The sequence below is a fragment of the Pseudomonas sp. MCal1 genome (assembly GCF_026341415.1).
In the GTDB taxonomy this organism is placed as follows: Bacteria; Pseudomonadota; Gammaproteobacteria; order Pseudomonadales; family Pseudomonadaceae; genus Aquipseudomonas.
In genome coordinates, this window is the sequence record NZ_JAKUMP010000007.1 from 151,298 (window position 1) to 171,105 (window position 19,808).

16 protein-coding genes and 2 pseudogenes are annotated in these 19,808 nt (G+C 61.8%); 9 read left to right on the top strand and 9 right to left on the bottom strand.

Annotation, left to right across the window (positions count from 1 at the left end; all coding sequences use genetic code 11):
• Window positions 1–58: 58 nt before the first annotated feature.
• Window positions 59–985 (top strand): serine O-acetyltransferase EpsC, encoded by a 927-nt coding sequence (gene epsC, locus MKZ87_RS13495; RefSeq protein WP_085697995.1) that lies wholly within the window; start codon window positions 59–61, stop codon window positions 983–985.
• Between the two features lie 288 nt (window positions 986–1,273).
• Entirely contained in the window at window positions 1,274–3,235 is a 1,962-nt protein-coding gene (gene betT / locus MKZ87_RS13500; RefSeq protein WP_176247724.1) for a choline transporter BetT, read from the top strand.
• Window positions 3,236–3,259: 24 nt separating this feature from the next.
• On the opposite strand, the gene MKZ87_RS13505 is transcribed toward betT, so the two are convergent.
• Window positions 3,260–3,520, bottom strand: a complete 261-nt coding sequence (locus MKZ87_RS13505) for a hypothetical protein (RefSeq protein ID WP_085697997.1) — start codon at window positions 3,518–3,520, stop codon at window positions 3,260–3,262.
• Between the two features lie 268 nt (window positions 3,521–3,788).
• Between MKZ87_RS13505 and MKZ87_RS13510 the strand changes: the two genes are divergently transcribed.
• Together MKZ87_RS13510 and MKZ87_RS13515 are read left to right on the top strand one after the other, a co-directional pair.
• Window positions 3,789–3,971, top strand: a complete 183-nt coding sequence (locus MKZ87_RS13510; RefSeq protein WP_065261145.1) for a type II toxin-antitoxin system HicA family toxin — start codon at window positions 3,789–3,791, stop codon at window positions 3,969–3,971.
• A 59-nt stretch (window positions 3,972–4,030) separates the two neighbouring features.
• Window positions 4,031–4,432, top strand: coding sequence for a type II toxin-antitoxin system HicB family antitoxin (locus MKZ87_RS13515; protein WP_085684410.1), 402 nt, complete (start codon window positions 4,031–4,033; stop codon window positions 4,430–4,432).
• Between the two features lie 22 nt (window positions 4,433–4,454).
• Here the strand turns inward: MKZ87_RS13515 and MKZ87_RS13520 are convergent.
• Window positions 4,455–5,195 (bottom strand): annotated as a pseudogene (locus tag MKZ87_RS13520) (substrate-binding domain-containing protein); the annotation flags it as partial.
• Between MKZ87_RS13520 and MKZ87_RS13525 the strand changes: the two are divergent.
• The 3 genes and pseudogenes from MKZ87_RS13525 to mgrA form a co-directional block, all read left to right on the top strand.
• Window positions 5,196–6,290, top strand: a pseudogene (locus MKZ87_RS13525) (TonB-dependent receptor); the annotation flags it as partial. It lies immediately after the preceding pseudogene.
• 1 nt (window position 6,291) lies between these two features.
• The gene (locus MKZ87_RS13530; RefSeq protein WP_085702741.1) at window positions 6,292–7,611 is read left to right on the top strand and encodes an LLM class flavin-dependent oxidoreductase; all 1,320 of its coding nucleotides are present in this window, start codon (window positions 6,292–6,294) and stop codon (window positions 7,609–7,611) included.
• Window positions 7,612–7,650: 39 nt separating this feature from the next.
• Window positions 7,651–8,688, top strand: coding sequence for an L-glyceraldehyde 3-phosphate reductase (mgrA, locus tag MKZ87_RS13535; protein ID WP_085702740.1), 1,038 nt, complete (start codon window positions 7,651–7,653; stop codon window positions 8,686–8,688).
• Window positions 8,689–8,849: 161 nt separating this feature from the next.
• On the opposite strand, the gene tauD is transcribed toward mgrA, so the two are convergent.
• The 7 genes from tauD to MKZ87_RS13570 form a co-directional block, all read right to left on the bottom strand.
• Window positions 8,850–9,692: a taurine dioxygenase gene (tauD, locus tag MKZ87_RS13540; protein ID WP_085698001.1), complete on the bottom strand. Its 843-nt coding sequence runs from the start codon at window positions 9,690–9,692 to the stop codon at window positions 8,850–8,852.
• A gap of 57 nt (window positions 9,693–9,749) precedes the next feature.
• On the bottom strand, window positions 9,750–10,589 hold the full coding sequence (gene tauC / locus MKZ87_RS13545) for a taurine ABC transporter permease TauC (RefSeq protein WP_266201089.1): 840 nt from the start codon (window positions 10,587–10,589) through the stop codon (window positions 9,750–9,752).
• Window positions 10,586–11,380: a taurine ABC transporter ATP-binding subunit gene (gene tauB, locus MKZ87_RS13550; RefSeq protein WP_085702738.1), complete on the bottom strand. Its 795-nt coding sequence runs from the start codon at window positions 11,378–11,380 to the stop codon at window positions 10,586–10,588. The genes tauC and tauB overlap by 4 nt, the downstream gene beginning before the upstream one ends.
• A 16-nt stretch (window positions 11,381–11,396) precedes the next feature.
• Entirely contained in the window at window positions 11,397–12,374 is a 978-nt protein-coding gene (gene tauA / locus MKZ87_RS13555) for a taurine ABC transporter substrate-binding protein (protein WP_007952702.1), read from the bottom strand.
• Between the two features lie 267 nt (window positions 12,375–12,641).
• Window positions 12,642–14,225, bottom strand: a complete 1,584-nt coding sequence (gshA, locus tag MKZ87_RS13560) for a glutamate--cysteine ligase (RefSeq protein ID WP_266201091.1) — start codon at window positions 14,223–14,225, stop codon at window positions 12,642–12,644.
• A 317-nt stretch (window positions 14,226–14,542) separates the two neighbouring features.
• The gene (locus MKZ87_RS13565; protein ID WP_266201092.1) at window positions 14,543–14,926 is read right to left on the bottom strand and encodes a PaaI family thioesterase; all 384 of its coding nucleotides are present in this window, start codon (window positions 14,924–14,926) and stop codon (window positions 14,543–14,545) included.
• A complete protein-coding gene (locus tag MKZ87_RS13570; RefSeq protein ID WP_085698005.1) occupies window positions 14,926–17,250 on the bottom strand; it encodes a Tex family protein in 2,325 nt (774 codons plus the stop codon). Before MKZ87_RS13570 ends, MKZ87_RS13565 begins: the two co-directional genes overlap by 1 nt.
• 360 nt (window positions 17,251–17,610) lie before the next feature.
• Here MKZ87_RS13570 and ompR point away from each other — a divergent pair, with 360 nt between their 5' ends.
• Both ompR and MKZ87_RS13580 read left to right on the top strand, forming a co-directional pair.
• Window positions 17,611–18,351 (top strand): two-component system response regulator OmpR, encoded by a 741-nt coding sequence (ompR, locus tag MKZ87_RS13575; RefSeq protein WP_007952694.1) that lies wholly within the window; start codon window positions 17,611–17,613, stop codon window positions 18,349–18,351.
• 114 nt (window positions 18,352–18,465) lie between these two features.
• Window positions 18,466–19,779 carry an ATP-binding protein gene (locus tag MKZ87_RS13580; protein ID WP_085698006.1) on the top strand — a complete coding sequence of 438 codons (1,314 nt, stop codon included), beginning with the start codon at window positions 18,466–18,468 and terminating at the stop codon, window positions 19,777–19,779.
• Window positions 19,780–19,808 lie beyond the last annotated feature (29 nt).

A 19,808-nucleotide genomic window follows, 5' to 3' on the forward strand; every position in this document is an offset into this window, starting at 1 on the left:
TAAAGTAGTCGCCGTTGACGCGGCCAGACAGTCCGGCCGCCCGTGAGGAGTCTTTACCGTGAGCGAGCGTTCCAGCCATTGGCAATTGCAGACCATCGTCAGCCAGCTGCGTACCGCGCGGGATCAGTGGCGGGCACAAAATGGCCGTGCTTCCGGCGAGCAGGGCGGGCGCGAATTGCCGTCCCGTGATGCGATGGCGCAGATCCTTGAAGCCCTGTGCGGCGCGCTGTTTCCGATGCGGCTGGGGCCGGTGGATCTGCGTGAAGAGAGCGAAGATTTTTACGTCGGGCACACCCTCGATGTTGCGTTGAATGCGTTGCTGGCCCAGGCACGACTTGAACTGCGTTACGTCGCCCGCCACAGCGCCCGGGATGACAGCGAAGTCGAGGCGCAGGCCACCAGGATCATTCAGGATTTCGCTCTGGCGCTGCCGGGCCTGCGCAGTCTGCTCGACACCGATGTGCTGGCGGCGTATCACGGCGATCCGGCGGCGCGCAGCGTCGATGAAGTGCTGCTGTGCTATCCGGGGATTCTGGCGGTGATCCACCATCGTCTGGCTCACCATTTGTACCGCGCAGGCCTGCCGCTGCTGGCGCGGATCAGTTCGGAAATCGCTCACTCGGCAACCGGCATCGATATTCACCCGGGCGCGCAGATCGGCCGCAGTTTCTTCATCGATCACGGGACGGGAGTGGTGATCGGCGAGACCGCGATCATTGGCGAGCGCGTTCGGATCTATCAGGCGGTGACCCTCGGCGCCAAACGCTTCCCGGCGGACGAGGACGGCCAGTTGCAGAAGGGCCATCCGCGGCATCCGATCGTCGAGGACGACGTGGTGATCTACGCCGGAGCGACGATTCTCGGGCGGATCACCATCGGCAAAGGCTCGACCATCGGCGGCAACGTCTGGCTGACCCGCAGCGTGCCGGCCGGGTGCAACCTGACCCAGGCCAATCTGCAGCATGATGACGGGACACAGAAGTAACACTTGCGCCTCATCGTTCCCGCGCAAGGCGGGAACGATCGCTCTCACTAAAGCGTCATACCCCTCCTTGAGCTAGCGTACGAAAGGTACCGCTGAGCCCTGCGATTAGTCCTGAGCGTACTATCCATGTTTAACTTGAACGTTCATTCAAGTTAAACCGGCGGTTCGCTGCCCGCTCACAACAGGAGGCTTGCCTTTGCTGAGTCCGATCATTTCAGCCATTTTCCAACCCCGTGAGGTGCACCGTTCATGAGTGCATCCTCCACCCCCGCCAGCGGTCTGGTACGCATGAATCCACCGGTGTTCTGGTTCGCCGCAACGGTGATCCTGCTGTTCGGCCTGACGGTCATCGCCATGCCGGAACAGGCCGGCGCCTGGCTTCTCGAAGCGCAGAACTGGGCGGCCAACACGGTCGGCTGGTACTACATGCTCGCGATGACCCTCTATCTGATCTTCGTGGTGGTCACCGCATTGTCGGGCTACGGCAAGATCAAACTCGGTGCCGACCACGACGAACCCGAATTCAGTTACCTGTCCTGGGCCGGCATGCTGTTCGCCGCCGGGATCAGCATCACGCTGTTTTTCTTCTGCGTGTCCGAACCGCTGACCCACATGATCCAGCCGCCGCAAGGCGAGGCCGGCACGGCTGAAGCGGCGCGTCAGGGGATGCAGATTCTGTTTCTGCACTGGGGCCTGCACGGCTGGGGCGTGTTCGCCTTTGTCGGCATGGCGCTGGCGTATTTCGCTTATCGGCACAACCTGCCACTGGCCCTGCGTTCGGCGCTGTACCCGCTGATCGGCAAACGCATCAACGGCCCCATCGGCTACGCGGTGGACGGCTTCGGCATCATCGCCACGGTGTTCGGCCTCGGTGCGGACATGGGCTTCGGCGTGCTCCATCTCAACTCCGGTCTGGACTACCTGTTCGGCATCGCCCACACCCAGTGGATTCAGGTCGGCCTGATCACGCTGATGATGGGCGCAGCGATCATCGTCGCCGTCTCCGGTGTGGATAAAGGCGTGCGGGTCATGTCCGACATCAACATGCTGCTGGCCTGCGCGCTGCTGCTGTTCGTGTTGTTCGCCGGCCCCACACAGCATCTGCTCAACACCCTGATCCAGAATCTGGGCGACTACCTCGGCGCGTTGCCGATGAAGAGTTTCGACCTCTACGCCTACAACAAACCGAGCGACTGGCTCGGCGGCTGGACGGTGTTCTACTGGGCCTGGTGGATTGCATGGTCGCCGTTCGTGGGCCTGTTCATCGCACGGATTTCCCGTGGCCGGACCATCCGCGAATTCGTCTTCGGCGTGCTGCTGATCCCGCTCGGTTTCACCCTGGCGTGGATGTCGATCTTCGGCAACAGCGCCATCGACCAGGTGCTCAATCACGGTATGTCGGCTCTGGGCATGTCGGCCCTCGACAACCCGTCGATGACCCTCTACCTGTTGCTGGAAACCTACCCGTGGAGCAAGACCGTCATTGCGGTGACGGTGTTTATCAGCTTCGTGTTCTTCGTCACGTCTGCCGACTCCGGCACCGTGGTGCTCTCGACCCTGTCGGCCAAGGGCGGAAACCCGGATGAAGACGGGCCGAAATGGCTGCGGGTGTTCTGGGGCGCGATGACCGCACTGATCACCAGTGCGCTGCTGTTCTCCGGCAGCATCGATGCGCTGAAGTCGGCGGTGGTGCTGACCTCGCTGCCCTTCTCGATGATTCTGCTGCTGATGATGTGGGGCCTGCACAAAGCCTTCTATCTGGAGTCGCAGAAGCAGATCGCGCAACTGCATTCGCTGGCGCCGGTGTCCGGCTCACGGCGGGGCAAGGGCGGCTGGCGCCAGCGCCTGAGTCAGGCCGTGCACTTCCCGTCGCGGGACGAGGTGTACCGTTTCATGGACACCACGGTGAAACCGGCCATCGAGGAAGTGACGGCCGTGTTCGCCGAGAAAGGGCTCAATGTCGTTACGCAACCCGATCCGGCGCACGACAGCGTCAGCCTGGAAATCGGTCACGGCGAGCAGCACCCTTTCATCTACCAGGTGCAGATGCGCGGCTACTTCACTCCTTCGTTCGCCCGCGGTGGCATGGGCTCCAAGCAGCTCAACAATCGCCGCTATTACCGCGCCGAAGTGCATCTGAGCGAGGGCAGTCAGGACTACGATCTGGTCGGTTACACGAAAGAGCAGATCATCAACGACATCCTCGACCAATACGAACGGCACATGCAGTTCCTGCATCTGGTGCGTTGATCGGGGCAGGGCGCCGGGACGTTTTCAGGTCTCGGCGCTCAGCACCATGAACAACACCATCGCCGCAATCGGCACGCCGAACACGGCACTGCCGATCGCAATCTCCGACCCCAGCGTCTGCCCGGCGTGCACCACGCCGACCGCCCCGTTGATCACCGTCAACGCCAGCCACAACGCCGCGAAGCCATAGGCCAGCGTCTGCCGACTGAAGCCGATGCGCTCGCCGATGTAGAACATCAGCGCCAGCAGGATCAGGCCGAAGAAGATGATGATTGCGGTGTGCATGGTCGGGATCTACCTGTGGATGGGAGTCGTCCTGGCTTTGCTCATGTTGAGCATAGGTCAGCTGTCGGGCTCATGCTGATCGACACATTTCGCCACGTATACATCTGTTTATGAGAGCTGTGTGCCAGGGCGCGTCCACCGCCGATCTGGCGATTAAACACGCGCCTGTCCACTAGGCTAATATGTCTCCAAGTGTGTATGGTGTGTATTGATGAAGAAGGACAGCTCTTAAAGTACGCAGCTCTTGCTGTCGAACAGGGCGAAGGAAATGCGTAGTCGGGAAATGATCAGGATGATCGAGGAGGATGGATGGTATCTGGTCGCCGTCAAAGGCAGTCACCACCAATACAAACATCCGGGCAAGCCAGGGAGGGTGACGATCAAGCATCCGGATTCAGATCTTCCCAAGGGAACGATCAACAGCATCTTGAAACAGGCGGGTTTGAAATGAAGCCCGTCATTGGAAACGAAATTCCCTTAATGGACATGTCAGAGGAAGGATGCACTTACATGAAATTCCCGGTCGTTCTGCACAAGGATGCCGACTCAGACTACGGAGTGATTATCCCGGATGTACCCGGGTGCTTCTCCGCAGGCACTACGGTAGCCGAAGCATTTGACAACACTCAGGAGGCACTGGCCTTGCACTATGAAGGACTGGTCGCTGATGGCGCACCGTTGCCTCGGGTTCAGGACATTGATGCCCATCTCGAGAATCCGGATTACGCCGGCGGTATCTGGGGTGTAGTCGAGTTTGATATCACTCCCTACTTCGGCAAGTCGGTGCGCTTCAACGCTACGCTCCCGGAGCAGTTGCTGGAGCGTATTGACCAGACTGTGCGACGTGATCAGCGTTACAGCTCTCGCTCCGGATTTCTGGCTGCTGCTGCCTTGCGTGAATTGTCAGCTTAAGGCCGATTTACAGAATTCTGGGTCAGGTACTTTCTCGCTCGATGACTTGGCATTGCAGCAAATTAAGTCGCTGCACCTCATCGCTCGGCAGCACGCCCAGGCTTTCCAGCACCCGCGTCGCCGCGAGTACGCCGATCTCCAGCGCCGGCGGTTTGATGGTGCTCAGGCTCGGCAGCAGCATCTCGGCAAACGGGTAATCGCCGAAGCCGAGGACGGCGCAGTCTTCGGGGATCTTGAGGCCGGCGCGTTGCCCGGCGAGCAGGCCGCCGGCGGCGAGGTTGTCGTTGGCGTAGATGATGGCGTCCGGGCGTTGTGAGGCGTTCATCAGCGCTTCCATTCCTTGCTTGCCGGCCTCGAACGGGGCGTGATCGGCGTCCGGTGCGAACACCCACGGTTCCAGACCGAATTCACGCATGGTCGCGGCGTAACCGTCGCGGCGTTCCAGTGCGCTGAAGTCACCTGGCGCGCTGTTCTGCACGAAGGCGATTCGCCGATAGCCTTTGCCGTGCAAATAACGAGCGGCGTTGACCCCCACTTCGAAGTGCGAGAAACCGATCTGAATCGGTTCGCGATCCGGTTGGTAATCCCAGGTCTCGATCACCGGGATATCTGCTTCGGCGAGCATCTTTTCCGTGCCCGGACTGTGGAAGTGACTGGTCACCACCAGCGCCGCCGGTGACCAGCCGAGGAATGCCCGTACCGCGTTTTCTTCTTGCTCCGCGCTGAAGTAACTCGAGGCCAGCAGCAGTTGGTAGCCATGACGTTCCTTGAATACGTCGGCGGCCTGTTCTACATGCACGGCAAGGATGACGAGACCTATCAGCGCACGCTGACCACTACCACGCGCACAGATCGCGGCGTTGCCGATTACAGCACCACCAGCGACAGCTATGCAGTGTTCGGCGAGAGCACGCTGAATTTCACTTCGGACTTGCGTGGCATCGCCGGCCTGCGCTACACCCACGACGATCTGGAATACGATCACCGTCGAGTTTCCACTTCCGCCACCACCGTCAGCGGCATTCAACCGGCCACCAGGAGTTCCGGTTCGGTGGACGAGGACGGTTGGTCCGGCCGGCTCGGTTTGCAATACGACCTGAGCGATACCGTCACCACTTATCTGACTTACTCGCGCGGCTACAAAGGCCCGGCCTACAACGTGTTCTTCAACATGCAGCCGCGCGACACCGAAGCGCTGAAACCGGAAACCTCCAACACCTGGGAGGCGGGTATCAAAGCCTCAAGCTGGAATAATCGCCTGACCACCAACCTCGCGGTTTTCCACAGCGACTACGACAACTATCAGGCGAACTTCTTCGACACCGTCGCCGGGCAAGTCGTAACTCGGCTAATCAACGCCGGCAGCGTCAGCACCGAGGGTGTGGAACTTGATTTCGCTCTGCAGGCGACCCAGCAACTGAAGTTCTCCGGCGCGCTGGCCTACACCCGCGCCCGGATTGATGAGTTCGCCTGCCCGGCCGGTGCGGCGGCGTCGTGCAACGTCAACGGCAAACCGCTGCCGTTCAGCCCGGACTGGAAAAGCTACGTGCGGGCCGACTACACCATCGCGCTGGATAACGGCCTGGATATCGAACTCGGCACCGACTACAGCTGGCAGAGCGAAGTGCAGTACGACATCAGCCAGAACGCCGACACCAAACAGGGCGCCTACGGTCTCTGGAACGCCAGCGTGGCACTGGCCGATTACTCCAATGGCTGGCGCGTGGCGTTGCTGGGCAAGAACCTCACCGACAAGACGTATTCGCCATTGCTCGCCAGCGGTGGCAACTACATCTACCGCGCTGTGCCGCGCGACGACGAGCGCTACTTCGGCGTGCAACTGCGCAAGGACTTCTGAGATGAGCAGGCAGTTGAAACTCGGCGCGTTCCTCATGGCCACCGGGCACCACGTTGCTGCGTGGCGGCATCCGGACGTACCCGCCAACGCCGGGCTGGATTTCGCCCATTACAAACGCCTGGCACAGATTGCCGAGGCAGCGAAGTTCGACACCTTGTTCGTCGCCGACAGTGTTGCCGCGCCGACCCAGGACATCGCCAGCCGCATGGCCCGTTCGGATCACTTCGAACCGCTGACGTTGCTCTCGGCTTCGAGCGCAGTGACCGAACACATCGGCCTGATCGCCACCGCCACCACCAGCTACAACGAGCCCTACCACTTGGCGCGTAAATTCGCCTCGCTCGATCACCTGTCGGGCGGGCGAGCGGGGTGGAATCTGGTGACCTCGGACAACGCCGCCGAAGCACAGAGTTTCGGCCGCGATGAACACATCGGCCATGCCGAACGCTACAGCCGCGCCCGGGAATTTCATCAGGTGGTCACCGGGCTCTGGGACAGTTGGCAGGACGATGCCTTCATTCGCGACAAGGCCAGCGGCGCGTATTACGATCCGGAAAAACTGCATGTGCTGGATCACGTCGGCGAACACTTTCGGGTCAAGGGCCCGTTGAACGTTGCGCGTTCGCCACAGGGTCAGCCGGTGATTGTGCAGGCCGGCTCGTCGGAAGCCGGGCGTGAACTGGCGGCGCAGACGGCCGAAGTGGTGTTCACCGCGCAGACCTCGTTGGCCAGCGCCCAGGCGTTCTACGCCGACCTCAAGGGCCGCTTGCCGAAGTACGGACGCAACGCCGATTCGCTGAAAATCATGCCCGGCGTGTTTGTCGTGGTCGGACAAACGGAAGCCGAAGCGCAGGAAAAATGTGAAACGTTTCAGCAATTGGTCGAACCCGAGGTTGGCGTCGCCCTGCTTGGGCGTATGCTGGGCAACTTCGATCTGTCGAAGTACCCGCTGGACGGGCCGCTGCCGGAACTGCCGCTGACTGAAAGCGGCCAGCAAAGTCGACAGAAACTGCTGACCGAACTGGCCGGCCGGGAGCATCTGACCCTGGCCGAACTGGGTCGCAGAATCGCCGGCGGTCGCGGGCATTACAGCGTCGTCGGCACCCCGGCGCAGATTGCCGACCGCTTGCAGGAATGGTTCGAGCAAGGCGCGGCGGACGGTTTCAACGTGCTGGTGCCGCACCTGCCGGGCGGGCTCGAGGACTTCGCCATTGGCGTGGTTCCGGAACTGCAACGGCGCGGGCTGTTCAGAACCGAATACGAGGGCCGTACCTTGCGCCAGAACCTTGGCCTCGCCCGGCCCGGCAACAGATTTGCGTAGCAATCGACACCCGATTCAAGACCGACAAGAGAGGATTCGATGACTTACACCGCTGCCGAAAACCGCTATGACTCCATCCCTTACCGTCGCGTCGGACGCAGCGGTCTGGTGCTGCCGGCGCTGTCGCTGGGCCTGTGGCACAACTTCGGCGACAGCACGCCGATCGACACCCAGCGCGCGTTGCTGCGTACCGCGTTCGATCTGGGGATCAACCACTTCGACCTGGCCAACAACTACGGCCCGCCCTACGGCAGCGCCGAGACCAATTTCGGCCGCCTGCTGCGCGAAGACTTCAAGCAGTACCGCGATGAACTGATCATCTCCAGCAAGGCCGGTTGGGACATGTGGCCCGGCCCTTACGGCCAGGGCGGCGGTTCGCGCAAATACGTGCTGGCCAGCCTCGACCAGAGCCTGCAACGCCTCGGTCTGGACTATGTGGATATCTTCTATTCCCACCGCTTCGACCCGGACACCCCGCTGGAAGAAACCGCCAGCGCCCTCGCCACTGCGGTGCAGCAAGGCAAGGCGTTGTACATCGGTATCTCGTCGTACTCCGGGGTGAAAACCCGCGAAATCGCCGCGTTGCTCAAAGAGTGGAAAGTGCCGCTGTTGATTCACCAACCGGCGTACAACCTGCTCAACCGCTGGGTGGAAAAGGACCTGCTCGACACCACCGACGAACTCGGCACCGGCGTGATTGCGTTCACTCCGCTGGCGCAAGGTCTGCTGACCGACAAATACCTCAACGGCGTGCCGGCGGATGCACGGGTCAATCGTCCGGGCGGTGGTTCGTTGCAGGCTTCGCACTTGTCCGAGGCCAACATCGCTCACGTGCGGGCGCTGAACGAGATCGCCAAGCGTCGTGGCCAGAGCCTGGCGCAACTGGCGTTGGCGTGGACGTTGCGCGATCCGCGAGTGACCTCGGCGCTGATCGGCGCGAGCCGGCCGGAGCAGATTATCGAGAACGTCGAAGCGTTGAAGAACCTGAGCTTCAGTGCGCAGGAGCTGGCGGAAATTGACCGGTTTGCCCAAGAGGGCGGGATCAATCTTTGGGAGAAGCCTTCCACGGCTGAATAAGTGACTGGCGCCGAGTCATTCGGCGCCTGCTCTGACGCTTTCGCGGGCAAGCCCGCTCCCACAGGGGGCCGAGTCGTACACAAAACTTGTGAACGCCGCTGTACCTGTGGGAGCGGGCTTGCCCGCGAAGAGGACGGCTCAAGCACCAGGAAAATCGGTGCCTATTTAAAGAACGGCACATCCCCCAATACCGTAGCCCGCTGCATCACCCGCCGCGCCGGACGGTAATCATCCACCGCGTAATGCTGGGTCACGCGGTTGTCCCAGAACGCGATGTCATCCTTCTGCCAGCGCCAGCGAATGGTGAATTCCGGGCGTGTCGCGTGGGCGAACAAGAACTTCAGCACCGCTTCACTCTCGGTTTCCGACAGCTCATTGATCTTCGACGTGAACCCTTCACTGACGAACAGCGAACGCCGTCCGCTCACCGGGTGTGTGCGAATTACCGGGTGCGACAGCGGTGGATTCTTGCGCCGCGCCGCTTCCCACTGCGCCAGTGCTTCCGGGGTATTGCCGTAGCGCTCCAGCGGAAACGAGCGGGTGAAATCATGCGTAGCGGTCAACCCTTCGAGCATTGCCTTCATCGGCGCCGACAGCGCTTCATACGCGGCAATGCCGCTGGCCCACAACGTGTCGCCACCAAACTCCGGCAACAGCTTGGCGCTGAGCACCGCGCCCATGGCCGGGGTCGGCAGGAAGGTCACGTCGGTGTGCCAGATCGCGTTGTCGCGCACGTCGGTGACGGCGGTGTCGAGGATCAGCACTTCTGGCTGTTCCGGCACGTTCGGGTAGATCGGATGAATGTGCAGATCGCCGAAGTAGGCGGCGAAACGCGCCTGCTGCGACGGCTCGATCGGCTGATTGCGGAAGAACAGCACCTGGTATTTGAGCAGCGCCTGCTCGATGGCGTCGCGTTGTTCCAGGTTCAGCGGCTGGCTGATGTCGACGCCGCTGATCTGTGCGCCGAGGGCCGAGCTTAACGGGGTGATGTTCAGGCTGCTCATGGTGGTTCTCTTCAATTCCGGGGCCCCGAAACTGTCGGGGTAGTCAGTGCTGAAAAATCAGTGGGCCTGGCCGTGCCACGGCACCAGCTTGCGTTGCAGGGCGCGCAGGCCCATTTCCATGGCGAAGGCGATCAGGGCGATGACCAGAATCCCCAGCACCACCACATCGGTGACCAGGAATTGCGCGGCCGACTGCACCATGAAGCCCAGGCCGCTGGTGGCTGCGATCAATTCGGCGGCGACCAGCGTCGACCAGCCGACACCCAGACCAATGCGCACACCGGTCAGAATGTCCGGCAGGGCGCTGGGCAAAATCACGTGGCGAATCAGTTGCGTGCGAGTCGCCCCCAGCGATTGCGCGGCGCGCAGTCTGGGCGGGTCGACGGTGCGCACGCCGGTGGCGGTGGCAATCGCGATCGGGGCAAAAATCGCCAGGTAGATCAGCAGCACTTTCGACAACTCGCCGATGCCGCACCAGATCACGATCAGCGGCAGATAGGCGAGTGGCGGAATCGGCCGGTAGAACTCGATCAGCGGATCGAGCACGCCACGGGCGATGCGATTGGCGCCGATGGCAATGCCCACCGGCACGGCGGTCAGAATCGCGAAACCGAGGCCCAGGCCAATGCGGCTCAGGCTCGCGCCCAAGTGCTGCCACAACGTCGAGTCCATGTAGCCCGTGGTCGCCAGCAACCAGCCTTTTTGCAGGACGGCAGACGGTGGCGGCAGGAACAGCGGCTCGATCAGGCCGGTGGCCGTGACGGCCCACCAGATCACCAGTAACGCGAACAGGGTCAGCAGGCTGATCCAGCGGATGCTGAGGCTGCGGCGCACGGGAATCACCGCCGACGTGGCGGCGGGTTTCACGGCGGTGGCGGAAACGTCGTAACTGCTCATGCGCGCTCCTGCCGTTGAACGGCGCTGCGTTGCGAGAACACTTTTGTCAGCACGTGTTCGCGGGTTTCGATGAAGCGTGGATCGGACTTGATCGCCCGCGCCGATTCGCCGGCGGCGTAACGCTTGCCGAAATCCAGGTGCAGGCGCTCGACGATCTGCCCCGGATTCGGCGCCAGCAGAATCAGGTCAGTGGCGAGGAACACCGCCTCTTCAATGTCGTGGGTGATCAGGAATACCGGTTTGGAGGTGCGTTGCCAGACTTGCAGCAACAGCTCCTGCATCTGTTCGCGGGTGAAGGCATCGAGGGCGCCGAAGGGTTCGTCCATCAGCAACACACGCGGGTCCGCCGCGAGGGCGCGGGCCAGGCCGACACGCTGCTTCTGGCCGCCGGAAAGCTGCCAGATGCGACGATGTTCAAAACCGCAAAGGTCGACCAGCGCCAGCATTTCCCGGGCGATCTGTTCGCGTTTGTCCCTGGCCACACCGGCCAGCTCCAGACCGAAGGCAACGTTGGCCAGCACGTCCTGCCAGGGCAGCAGGGCGTCGTCCTGGAATACCACGCCGCGCTCGGCGCTCGGGCCTTTGACCGGCACGTTGTCGAGAGTGATGCGCCCGGCGCTCGGTTCGACGAAACCGGCGATCAGGTTCAACAGCGAAGTCTTGCCACTGCCGGACGGGCCCAGGGCCACCAGCAATTGCCGAGGGCCGAGGGTCAGGGAAATGTCGGACAGAACCGGTTCCGGGCTGCCGGGATACTGTGCGCTGATGCGCTCCAGCTGTAGCAAGGCCATCGCAATGAACTCCCGATCAGTTGGTGATGTACTTGGCGCTGACGTACGGCGCGTAGTCCGGCAGTACCGCTTCGACCTTGCCTTGCTCCTTGAGGAACGCGGCGGTGTCGGTGATGGCTTTGGTGGTCGGTGCGCCGAGGTCGCTGACCTGATCCGCCGCCAGCGGGTAGACGTTGCCCTGCAGCAGCAATGGAATGTCGCTGGCCTTGGCGCCCGAGAGCTTCACCAGCTTGTCGACGTTGCTCTGATTGGCCAGCCAGGCTTTAGGATCCTTGCGGTAGTCGGCGTAGGCGTCGAGGGTGACCTTGGCGAAAGCGGTAACGATTTCCGGGTGCTTCTCGGCGAAGTCCTTGCGCACTATCCAGGCGTCGAAGGTCGGCGCACCGAACTTGGCCAGTTCGCCGGAAGTGATCAGCACTTTGCCGTTTTCCTTGGCCACACCCAGCGCCGGATCCCAAACGTAGGTGGCGTCGATGTCACCGCGTTTCCACGCGGCAATGATCGCTGGTGGGGCGAGGTTGAGAACGGTGACTTTCGACGGGTCGATGTTCCAGTGCTTCAGTGCGGCGAGCAGGCTGTAGTGACCGGTGGACACGAACGGCACGGCGATTTTCTTGCCGACCAGATCCTGCGGGGTTTTGATGCCGGAGCCGTCGCGGGCGACCAGTGCTTCGGCGGCGCCGATCTGGGTGGCGATGAGGAAGGTTTCCACCGGGACCTTGCGGGTGATCGCCGCGGTCAGCGGGCTGGAACCGAGGTAGCCGATCTGCACGTCGCCGGATGCGATGGCGGCGATGATGTCGGCACCGTTATCGAATTTGCGCCAGTTGATGTCGGCCTTGGTGGCTTTCTCGTAGGCGCCATCGGCCTGGGCAACTTTCGCCGGGTCAACGGTGGTCTGGTAGGCGACGGTGAGGTCGGCGGCCTGAGCCAGGAAACTCGCGGCAGCCAGAGAGGCCACGGCCAGCAGGCGAAGCGGGAAATTCAGTTTCATTGAAAAGCTCCATATCAGGCGACCGAACGTCGGCGTGAAAGGAGACTAAATGATCTAAGAAACTAAAAATAAATAACTTTTTAGAATGAGCTTATGAGCGGAAAAATCTAAGGAAGGGAAGGTGATAGTTCCCACGCAGACGGTTGATAGTTCCCACGCTCTGCGTGGGAATTCAGCTCGTGACGCTCTGCGTCACTGGGACGCAGAGCGTCCCTTGAGGCATTCCCACGCAGAGCGTGGGAACGATCAACAATAAAAGACAAACGATCAGTTGCTGATCGCCAGAATGCTCGCCTGATACGCACCGACAAACACGTCGAAATCGCCAACCTCGTTCTGTTCCAGCTCAGCCTGTTGCGCCAGCGAAGACCGCGCCAGTTCTTCGAACCTCGCTTGTTCTTCAGCCGCCAACGGCTCGCTGCGGAAGAACTCGGCGTGGGCCTGGCTCTGGCGCAGGGAGAATTGCGCGAAGCTTTCCTTGTGCGTGGCCATCGCCGCCAGCACCTGGGCCGAAGGCGTCAGCGACGAATCCTTGACCTTCGCCAACTGCGCATCGAGCGCCTTGCTGTGGGCATCGCCGCCGTGGCTTTGATCCAGCAGCGCCGCCAGCGGAGCGATTTTTTCCAGCAGTTCGGCGGCCCATTCCTTCAGCTCGACCGGTTGACCGTCGCGCTGCAATTGCAGGCCCGGACGGCGACCTTCCTTGACCACGCTGAGGAAGTTGGAGGTGGCGTTGCCGCAGGAGTTGTTGGTCAGCAGCGGGCTTTCGTTGAGTGCGCAGTACAGCAGGAACGCGTCGAGGAAGCGCGACTCGGTGAGGTCGATGCCCATCGGCAGGAACGGGTTGATGTCCAGGCAGCGCACTTCGACGTACTGAATGCCACGAGACATCAAGGCCTGGATCGGCCGCTCGCCGGTGTAGGTCACGCGTTTCGGGCGGATGTTCGAGTAGTACTCGTTTTCGATCTGCAGGATGTTGGTGTTCAGCTGCACCCACTCGCCATCCTGGTGCGTGCCGACTTCGACATACGGCGCGTACGGCGTGGCCACCGCTTTGCGCAGGCTGTCGGTGTAGCTCGCCAGGTCGTTGTAGCACGGGGTCAGGCCGGCCTGGGCGTTGCTCTGGTAACCGAGGTCGCTCATGCGCAGGCTGGTGGCGTAAGGCAGGTACAGAGTGTCCGGATCCAGTTGTTCCAACTGATGCGGACGACCGCGCAGGAAACCGGCGTCCAGTGCCGGCGAGGCACCGAACAGGTACATCAGCAGCCAGCTGTAGCGGCGGAAATTACGGATCAGCGCGATATAGGACGATGACTGGAAATCCCGGTCGGTGCCGACGAAGCCTTCGGCTTCTTTCAGCAACGGCCAGAGCTTTTCCGGCAGGGAGAAGTTGTAGTGAATCCCGGCGATGCACTGCATGGTCTTGCCGTAACGCAGGGCCAGGCCCTTGCGATAGACGTACTTGAGCTGACCGATGTTGGAGGTGCCGTAATAGGCGATCGGGATGTCTTCCTCGGCCGGCAACGGGCACGGCATCGATGGACTCCACAGGTACTCGTTGCCGAGCTTGCTGTAGGCGAAGCGATGAATCTTGTCCAGGCTCGCCAGCGTGTCGGCAGGCTCTGGCAGGGCGGGCGTGATGAACTCCAGCAGCGACTCGGAATAGTCGGTCGTGATCTGTTCGTTGGTCAGCGCGGAACCCAGGGCTTCAGGGTGCGGGGTTTGGGCGAGGCGGCCTTCGCCGGTCACGCGCAGGCATTCACGTTCGATACCGTGAAGGCACTGCTCAAGCAGAGAGAGGTTAGCGCGCTCGCCGAGCAGAGCCAGGCGGCGGTTGAGAAGTTCGCTCAATTTGGATTCCTTCACGCGTCAGTCGCCCCAATATGGGGGTGGGCAGGACGGTCTACAAGGGTGAAGTTGAAACTGGCGTTTTCGCCTGGTTTTTCGGGCTCTGAAGCCCCCGTTGAAACGCCAACTTCACTCCCTGAATCTGGCCGATGCACGCGAAGATTACGCAGTCCCTGTGGGAGCGGGCTTGCCCGCGAATGGGGCGTATCAGCCAGTATCAACTTGTCTGACACACCGCTTTCGCGGGCAAGCCCGCTCCTACAGAAAAGCTCGACGCTGCGATCACAGCGCCGAAATTAACTCAAAATGATGAACAACATCTACAGGACAGCGAACGTGCCTTGCGCTTTTGCGACCAGTTTGTCGCCCTGCATCACATCGGCCTCGACCACCAGCGTGCGCCGGCCCGGGTGGATCACCCGTGCCGTGCACATCACCTCGCCTTCGGAGACGGCGCGGATGTAGTTGATCTTGCACTCGATGGTCGCGCTCTGCTGGTCAAAGCCGTGGGTGCTGGAACAGGCCAGCCCCATGGCGATATCCACCAGACTGAACAGCGCGCCGCCGTGCAGCTTGCCGCCGCGGTTGCGCAGTTCGGGTTCCAGCGCCAGGGCGACTTGCGCCACCCCGGTTTCCAGGCTGTGCAGGCTGCAGCCCAACAGCTTGAAAAACGCGCTCTCGACGAGCCCGGCCGGAATGTCCATCAGCGTTTCTTCAACTGCTTGGCGTTGGCAAACAACGACGCCATCGCGTTATTCACCGGAGCAGCCGGGGTGCTTTCCTTGCGTGGCGCCGAACCCTGCGACTGGCGTGGTGCCGAGCCCGGACGCGAGCCACGGGCACCGTCGATCTTCTCGCCCGGGGTGTCGCTCATGCGCATCGACAGGCCGACGCGTTTGCGCGGGATGTCGACTTCCATGACCTTCACTTTCACCACATCACCGGCCTTCACCGCTTCGCGCGGATCCTTGATGAATTTCTCCGACAGCGCCGAAATGTGTACCAGACCGTCCTGGTGCACGCCGATGTCGACGAACGCACCGAACGCGGTGACGTTGGTCACCACGCCTTCGAGGATCATCCCCAGTTGCAGGTCCTTCAGGTCCTCGACGCCTTCCTGGAACTCGGCGGTCTTGAACTCCGGACGCGGGTCGCGGCCCGGCTTTTCCAGTTCCTGCAGGATGTCGGTGACGGTGGGCAGACCGAAGGTCTCGTCGGTGAACTTCTTCGGATCCAGGCGCTTGAGGAACGCGGCGTCGCCGATCAGCGAGCGGATGTCGCGGTCGGTTTCAGCGGCGATGCGTTGCACCAGCGGATAGGCTTCCGGGTGAACGGCCGAGGAATCCAGCGGGTTGTCGCCGTTCATCACGCGCAGGAAGCCGGCGGCCTGTTCGAAGGTTTTCTCGCCCAGACGCGCGACTTTCTTCAACGCAGCGCGGGTCTTGAACGCGCCGTGCTCGTCACGGTGAGTCACGATGTTCTGCGCCAGGGTCGCGTTGAGGCCGGAGATCCGCGCGAGCAGCGCCACGGACGCGGTGTTCACGTCCACACCCACGGCGTTCACGCAGTCCTCGACCACGGCGTCCAGGCCGCGCGCCAGTTTCAGCTGCGACACGTCATGCTGGTACTGGCCGACACCGATGGATTTCGGATCGATCTTCACCAGTTCGGCCAGCGGATCCTGCAAGCGACGGGCGATCGACACGGCGCCACGGATCGATACGTCCAGATCCGGGAATTCCTTGGCTGCCAGCTCCGAGGCCGAATACACCGACGCGCCCGCCTCGGACACCATGACTTTGGTCATTTTCATCGCCGGGTATTTTTTGATCAGCTCGATCGCCAGCTTGTCGGTTTCACGGCTGGCGGTGCCGTTGCCGATGGCGATCAGGTCGACCGAGTGCTTGGCGCACAGGGCGGCCAGGATGGCGATGGTCTGATCCCATTTGTTGTGCGGCACGTGCGGGTAAACCGTGGTGTGATCCAGCAGCTTGCCGGTGGAGTCGACCACCGCAACCTTGCAACCGGTACGCAGGCCCGGGTCGAGGCCCAGGGTGGCGCGCGGGCCGGCCGGGGCGGCCAGCAGCAGGTCGTGCAGGTTGTGAGCGAACACGTTGATCGCTTCGGTTTCGGCGCCGTCGCGCAACTCGCCCAGCAGGTCGGTTTCCAGGTGAGTGTAGAGCTTGACCTTCCAGGTCCAGCGCACCACTTCACCCAGCCATTTGTCGGCCGGCCGGTTCTGGTTCTGAATGCCGACGTGCTGGCCGATCATGCCTTCGCACGGGTGCAGGGTGCCCGGCAGTTCTTCGCCGACTTTCAGCGCGCAGCTGAGGATGCCTTCGTTGCGGCCACGGAAAATCGCCAGCGCGCGGTGCGACGGCACGCCTTTGAGCGGTTCGTCGTGTTCGAAGTAATCGCGGAACTTGGCGCCTTCCTCCTCCTTGCCGGCGATCACGCGGGCACTGAGGGTGGCTTCCTGCTTCAAATAGTTGCGCAGTTTTTCCAGCAGGTTGGCGTCTTCGGCGAAACGCTCCATGAGGATGTACTTGGCGCCTTCCAGCGCAGCCTTGATGTCCGCCACGCCTTTTTCGGCGTCGATGAAGCGCGCGGCTTCGGTTTCCGGGGCCAGGTTCGGATCGTTGAACAGCCCGTCGGCCAGCTCGCCGAGGCCGGCTTCCAGGGCAATCTGGCCCTTGGTGCGGCGCTTCTGTTTGTACGGCAGGTACAAGTCTTCGAGGCGGGTCTTGGTGTCGGCGAGTTTGATTTCGCGCTCCAGCTCAGGGGTGAGTTTGCCCTGCTCCTGAATGCTGGAAAGAATGCTGATGCGCCGTTCGTCGAGTTCTCGCAGGTAGCGCAGACGCTCTTCCAGATGACGCAATTGGGTGTCATCGAGGCTGCCGGTCACTTCTTTCCGGTAACGGGCGATGAAGGGAACGGTAGAGCCTTCATCGAGTAGCGCGACGGCCGCTTCGACCTGTTGTGGGCGTACGCCGAGTTCCTCGGCGATGCGGCTGTTGATGCTGTCCATAAAACCACCTGACAAATTGTGAAAGCAGGCTCGCAGGCGCGTAAATAAAGGCCCGGAGTCTGGTGGGGCGGCTTGATGCTGGCCGCTGCCTGGGTCAAAAGGCATCCCATTGACCCGTGAAATCGAACAATTACTGCGGCGCCCATGAAAATAAGGGGCGGCCACCTGCGGTAACGATTCAGACGTTGCCTGACACAAAAGGCCGCGCATTATAACCAGCGTTCTGTCATTCGGGGGCGACGCAGTCTGTAGGCACAAGCCCCGGTTTTCTGGCAGTGAAGGAAAAATCTGCTAACAATGCACACGGTGCGTATAACGGCAGCTACGCCATAATGCGCGCCGAGCTAAAAGGAGCATCCAATGAGCAGCACTGCACAAACTGCTGAAGGCGAAAAAATTCTCATCGTTGACGACGATCCGGGGCTGAGCAGCCTGCTGGAACGCTTTTTCGTCAGCAAGGGCTACCGTGCCCGCGCCGTACCGAATACCGAGCAGATGGATCGTCTGCTGTCGCGTGAGGTGTTCAACCTGGTCGTCCTCGACCTGATGCTGCCGGGCGAAGACGGCCTCACCGCTTGCCGCCGCCTGCGCGGTGCGAACAATCAGATTCCGATCATCATGCTCACCGCCAAGGGCGACGAGCTGAGCCGTATCAAGGGTCTGGAACTGGGCGCCGACGACTACCTGGCCAAGCCGTTCAACCCGGACGAGCTGATGGCTCGCGTCAAAGCCGTATTGCGCCGCCAGGCGGCACCGGTGCCGGGCGCGCCGGGCAGTGAAGAAGAAAACGTCACGTTTGGCGATTACGTGCTGTCCCTGGCCACCCGCGAACTCAAGCGCGGCGACGAAGTGCACATGCTCACCACCGGTGAGTTTGCGGTACTCAAGGCTCTGGTGATGAATGCCCGCCAGCCACTGACCCGCGACAAACTGATGAACCTGGCCCGTGGCCGCGAGTGGGATGCTCTGGAGCGTTCCATCGACGTGCAGATTTCTCGTCTGCGCCGGATGATCGAACCCGATCCGTCCAAACCGCGTTACATTCAGACCGTCTGGGGTGTCGGCTACGTGTTCGTGCCGGATGGCAACTCCACCAAGTGATGGGTGATTTGTAGGAGCGGGTCTGCGCGAAACGGTCGGAAATGCCGTCCGCGCAGACTCGCAATCCGCAATATGCGAGCATTGCTCGCTCCTGCAAGTGTGTAGCGCTTATCCATGAAAACCCCCGTCTGGTTCCCCCAAAGTTTCTTCTCCCGCACCCTGTGGCTGGTGCTCATCGTCGTATTGTTTTCCAAGGCACTGACCCTGGTTTATCTGTTGATGAACGAGGACGTGCTGGTGGATCGGCAATACAGCCACGGCGTCGCCCTGACGCTGCGTGCCTACTGGGCGGCCGACGAAGAAAACCGCGCGAAAATTGCTGATGCCGCAACCCTGATCCGGGTCGTTGGTGCCGGTGTGCCGGAAGGTGAACAGCACTGGCCGTACAGCGAAATCTACCAGCGGCAGATGCAGGCGGAGCTGGGCGCCGACACCGAAGTGCGCTTGCGCATGCACTCGCCGCCGGCCTTGTGGGTTCGCGCGCCGAGTCTCGGCGATGGTTGGCTGAAAGTCCCGCTGTATCCACACCCGCTGCGCGGCCAGAAAATCTGGAACGTGCTTGGCTGGTTCCTGGCGATCGGTTTGCTGTCCACGGCGTCGGCGTGGATTTTCGTCAGCCAGCTCAACCAACCGTTGAAACGTCTGGTATATGCCGCCCGGCAACTCGGCCAGGGCCGTAGCGTGCGCCTGCCGATCAGCGATACCCCCAGCGAAATGGCCGAGGTTTATCGTGCCTTCAACCAGATGGCCGAAGACGTCGAGCAGGCCGGTCGCGAGCGTGAGCTGATGCTCGCGGGGGTATCCCATGACTTGCGCACACCGCTGACCCGTTTGCGGCTGTCACTGGAGTTAATGGGCGACCGCACCGACCTGACCGAGGACATGGTCCGAGACATCGAAGACATGGACGCGATCCTCGACCAGTTCCTCGCATTCATTCGCGATGGCCGGGACGAGTCGGTGGAGGAAGTGGATCTCAGCGATCTGGTGCGTGAAGTGGCGGCGCCCTTCAACCAGAGTGAAGAGAAAGTACGCCTGCGCCTGGAGCCGATCCAGCCGTTCCCGCTGCGTCGGGTGTCGATGAAGCGTTTGCTGAACAACCTGATCGGCAACGCCTTGAATCATGCCGGCGGCAGCGTGGACGTCGCGGCCTATGTCTCCGGAGACACCAGTGCGCCGTACGTGGTGCTGAGCGTAATGGATCGGGGTGCGGGGATCGATCCTTCCGAGCTTGAGGCGATCTTCAACCCGTTCACCCGTGGCGATCGTGCGCGGGGCGGCAAGGGCACCGGGCTGGGATTGGCGATTGTGAAGCGGATTGCTTCGATGCACGGCGGCAATGTCGAGTTGCGCAACCGCTCCGGTGGCGGGCTGGAGGCGCGGGTCCGGTTGCCATTGGGATTGATGCTGCCGCGAGACGCGGTTTAAGTTTCAGGCGGCCTTGCGGCCGCCTGATT

Excerpts from the sequence above, each read along its gene's own strand:
- betT (WP_176247724.1), top strand. The coding sequence starts at position 1,274 with ATGAATCCACCGGTGTTCTGGTTCGCCGCAACGGTGATCCTGCTGTTC.
- MKZ87_RS13505 (WP_085697997.1), bottom strand. The coding sequence starts at position 3,520 with ATGCACACCGCAATCATCATCTTCTTCGGCCTGATCCTGCTGGCGCTG.
- MKZ87_RS13510 (WP_065261145.1), top strand. The coding sequence starts at position 3,789 with ATGCGTAGTCGGGAAATGATCAGGATGATCGAGGAGGATGGATGGTAT.
- MKZ87_RS13515 (WP_085684410.1), top strand. The coding sequence starts at position 4,031 with ATGAAATTCCCGGTCGTTCTGCACAAGGATGCCGACTCAGACTACGGA.
- MKZ87_RS13530 (WP_085702741.1), top strand. The coding sequence starts at position 6,292 with ATGAGCAGGCAGTTGAAACTCGGCGCGTTCCTCATGGCCACCGGGCAC.
- mgrA (WP_085702740.1), top strand. The coding sequence starts at position 7,651 with ATGACTTACACCGCTGCCGAAAACCGCTATGACTCCATCCCTTACCGT.
- tauD (WP_085698001.1), bottom strand. The coding sequence starts at position 9,692 with ATGAGCAGCCTGAACATCACCCCGTTAAGCTCGGCCCTCGGCGCACAG.
- tauC (WP_266201089.1), bottom strand. The coding sequence starts at position 10,589 with ATGAGCAGTTACGACGTTTCCGCCACCGCCGTGAAACCCGCCGCCACG.
- tauB (WP_085702738.1), bottom strand. The coding sequence starts at position 11,380 with ATGGCCTTGCTACAGCTGGAGCGCATCAGCGCACAGTATCCCGGCAGC.
- tauA (WP_007952702.1), bottom strand. The coding sequence starts at position 12,374 with ATGAAACTGAATTTCCCGCTTCGCCTGCTGGCCGTGGCCTCTCTGGCT.
- MKZ87_RS13565 (WP_266201092.1), bottom strand. The coding sequence starts at position 14,926 with ATGGACATTCCGGCCGGGCTCGTCGAGAGCGCGTTTTTCAAGCTGTTG.
- MKZ87_RS13570 (WP_085698005.1), bottom strand. The coding sequence starts at position 17,250 with ATGGACAGCATCAACAGCCGCATCGCCGAGGAACTCGGCGTACGCCCA.
- ompR (WP_007952694.1), top strand. The coding sequence starts at position 17,611 with ATGAGCAGCACTGCACAAACTGCTGAAGGCGAAAAAATTCTCATCGTT.
- MKZ87_RS13580 (WP_085698006.1), top strand. The coding sequence starts at position 18,466 with ATGAAAACCCCCGTCTGGTTCCCCCAAAGTTTCTTCTCCCGCACCCTG.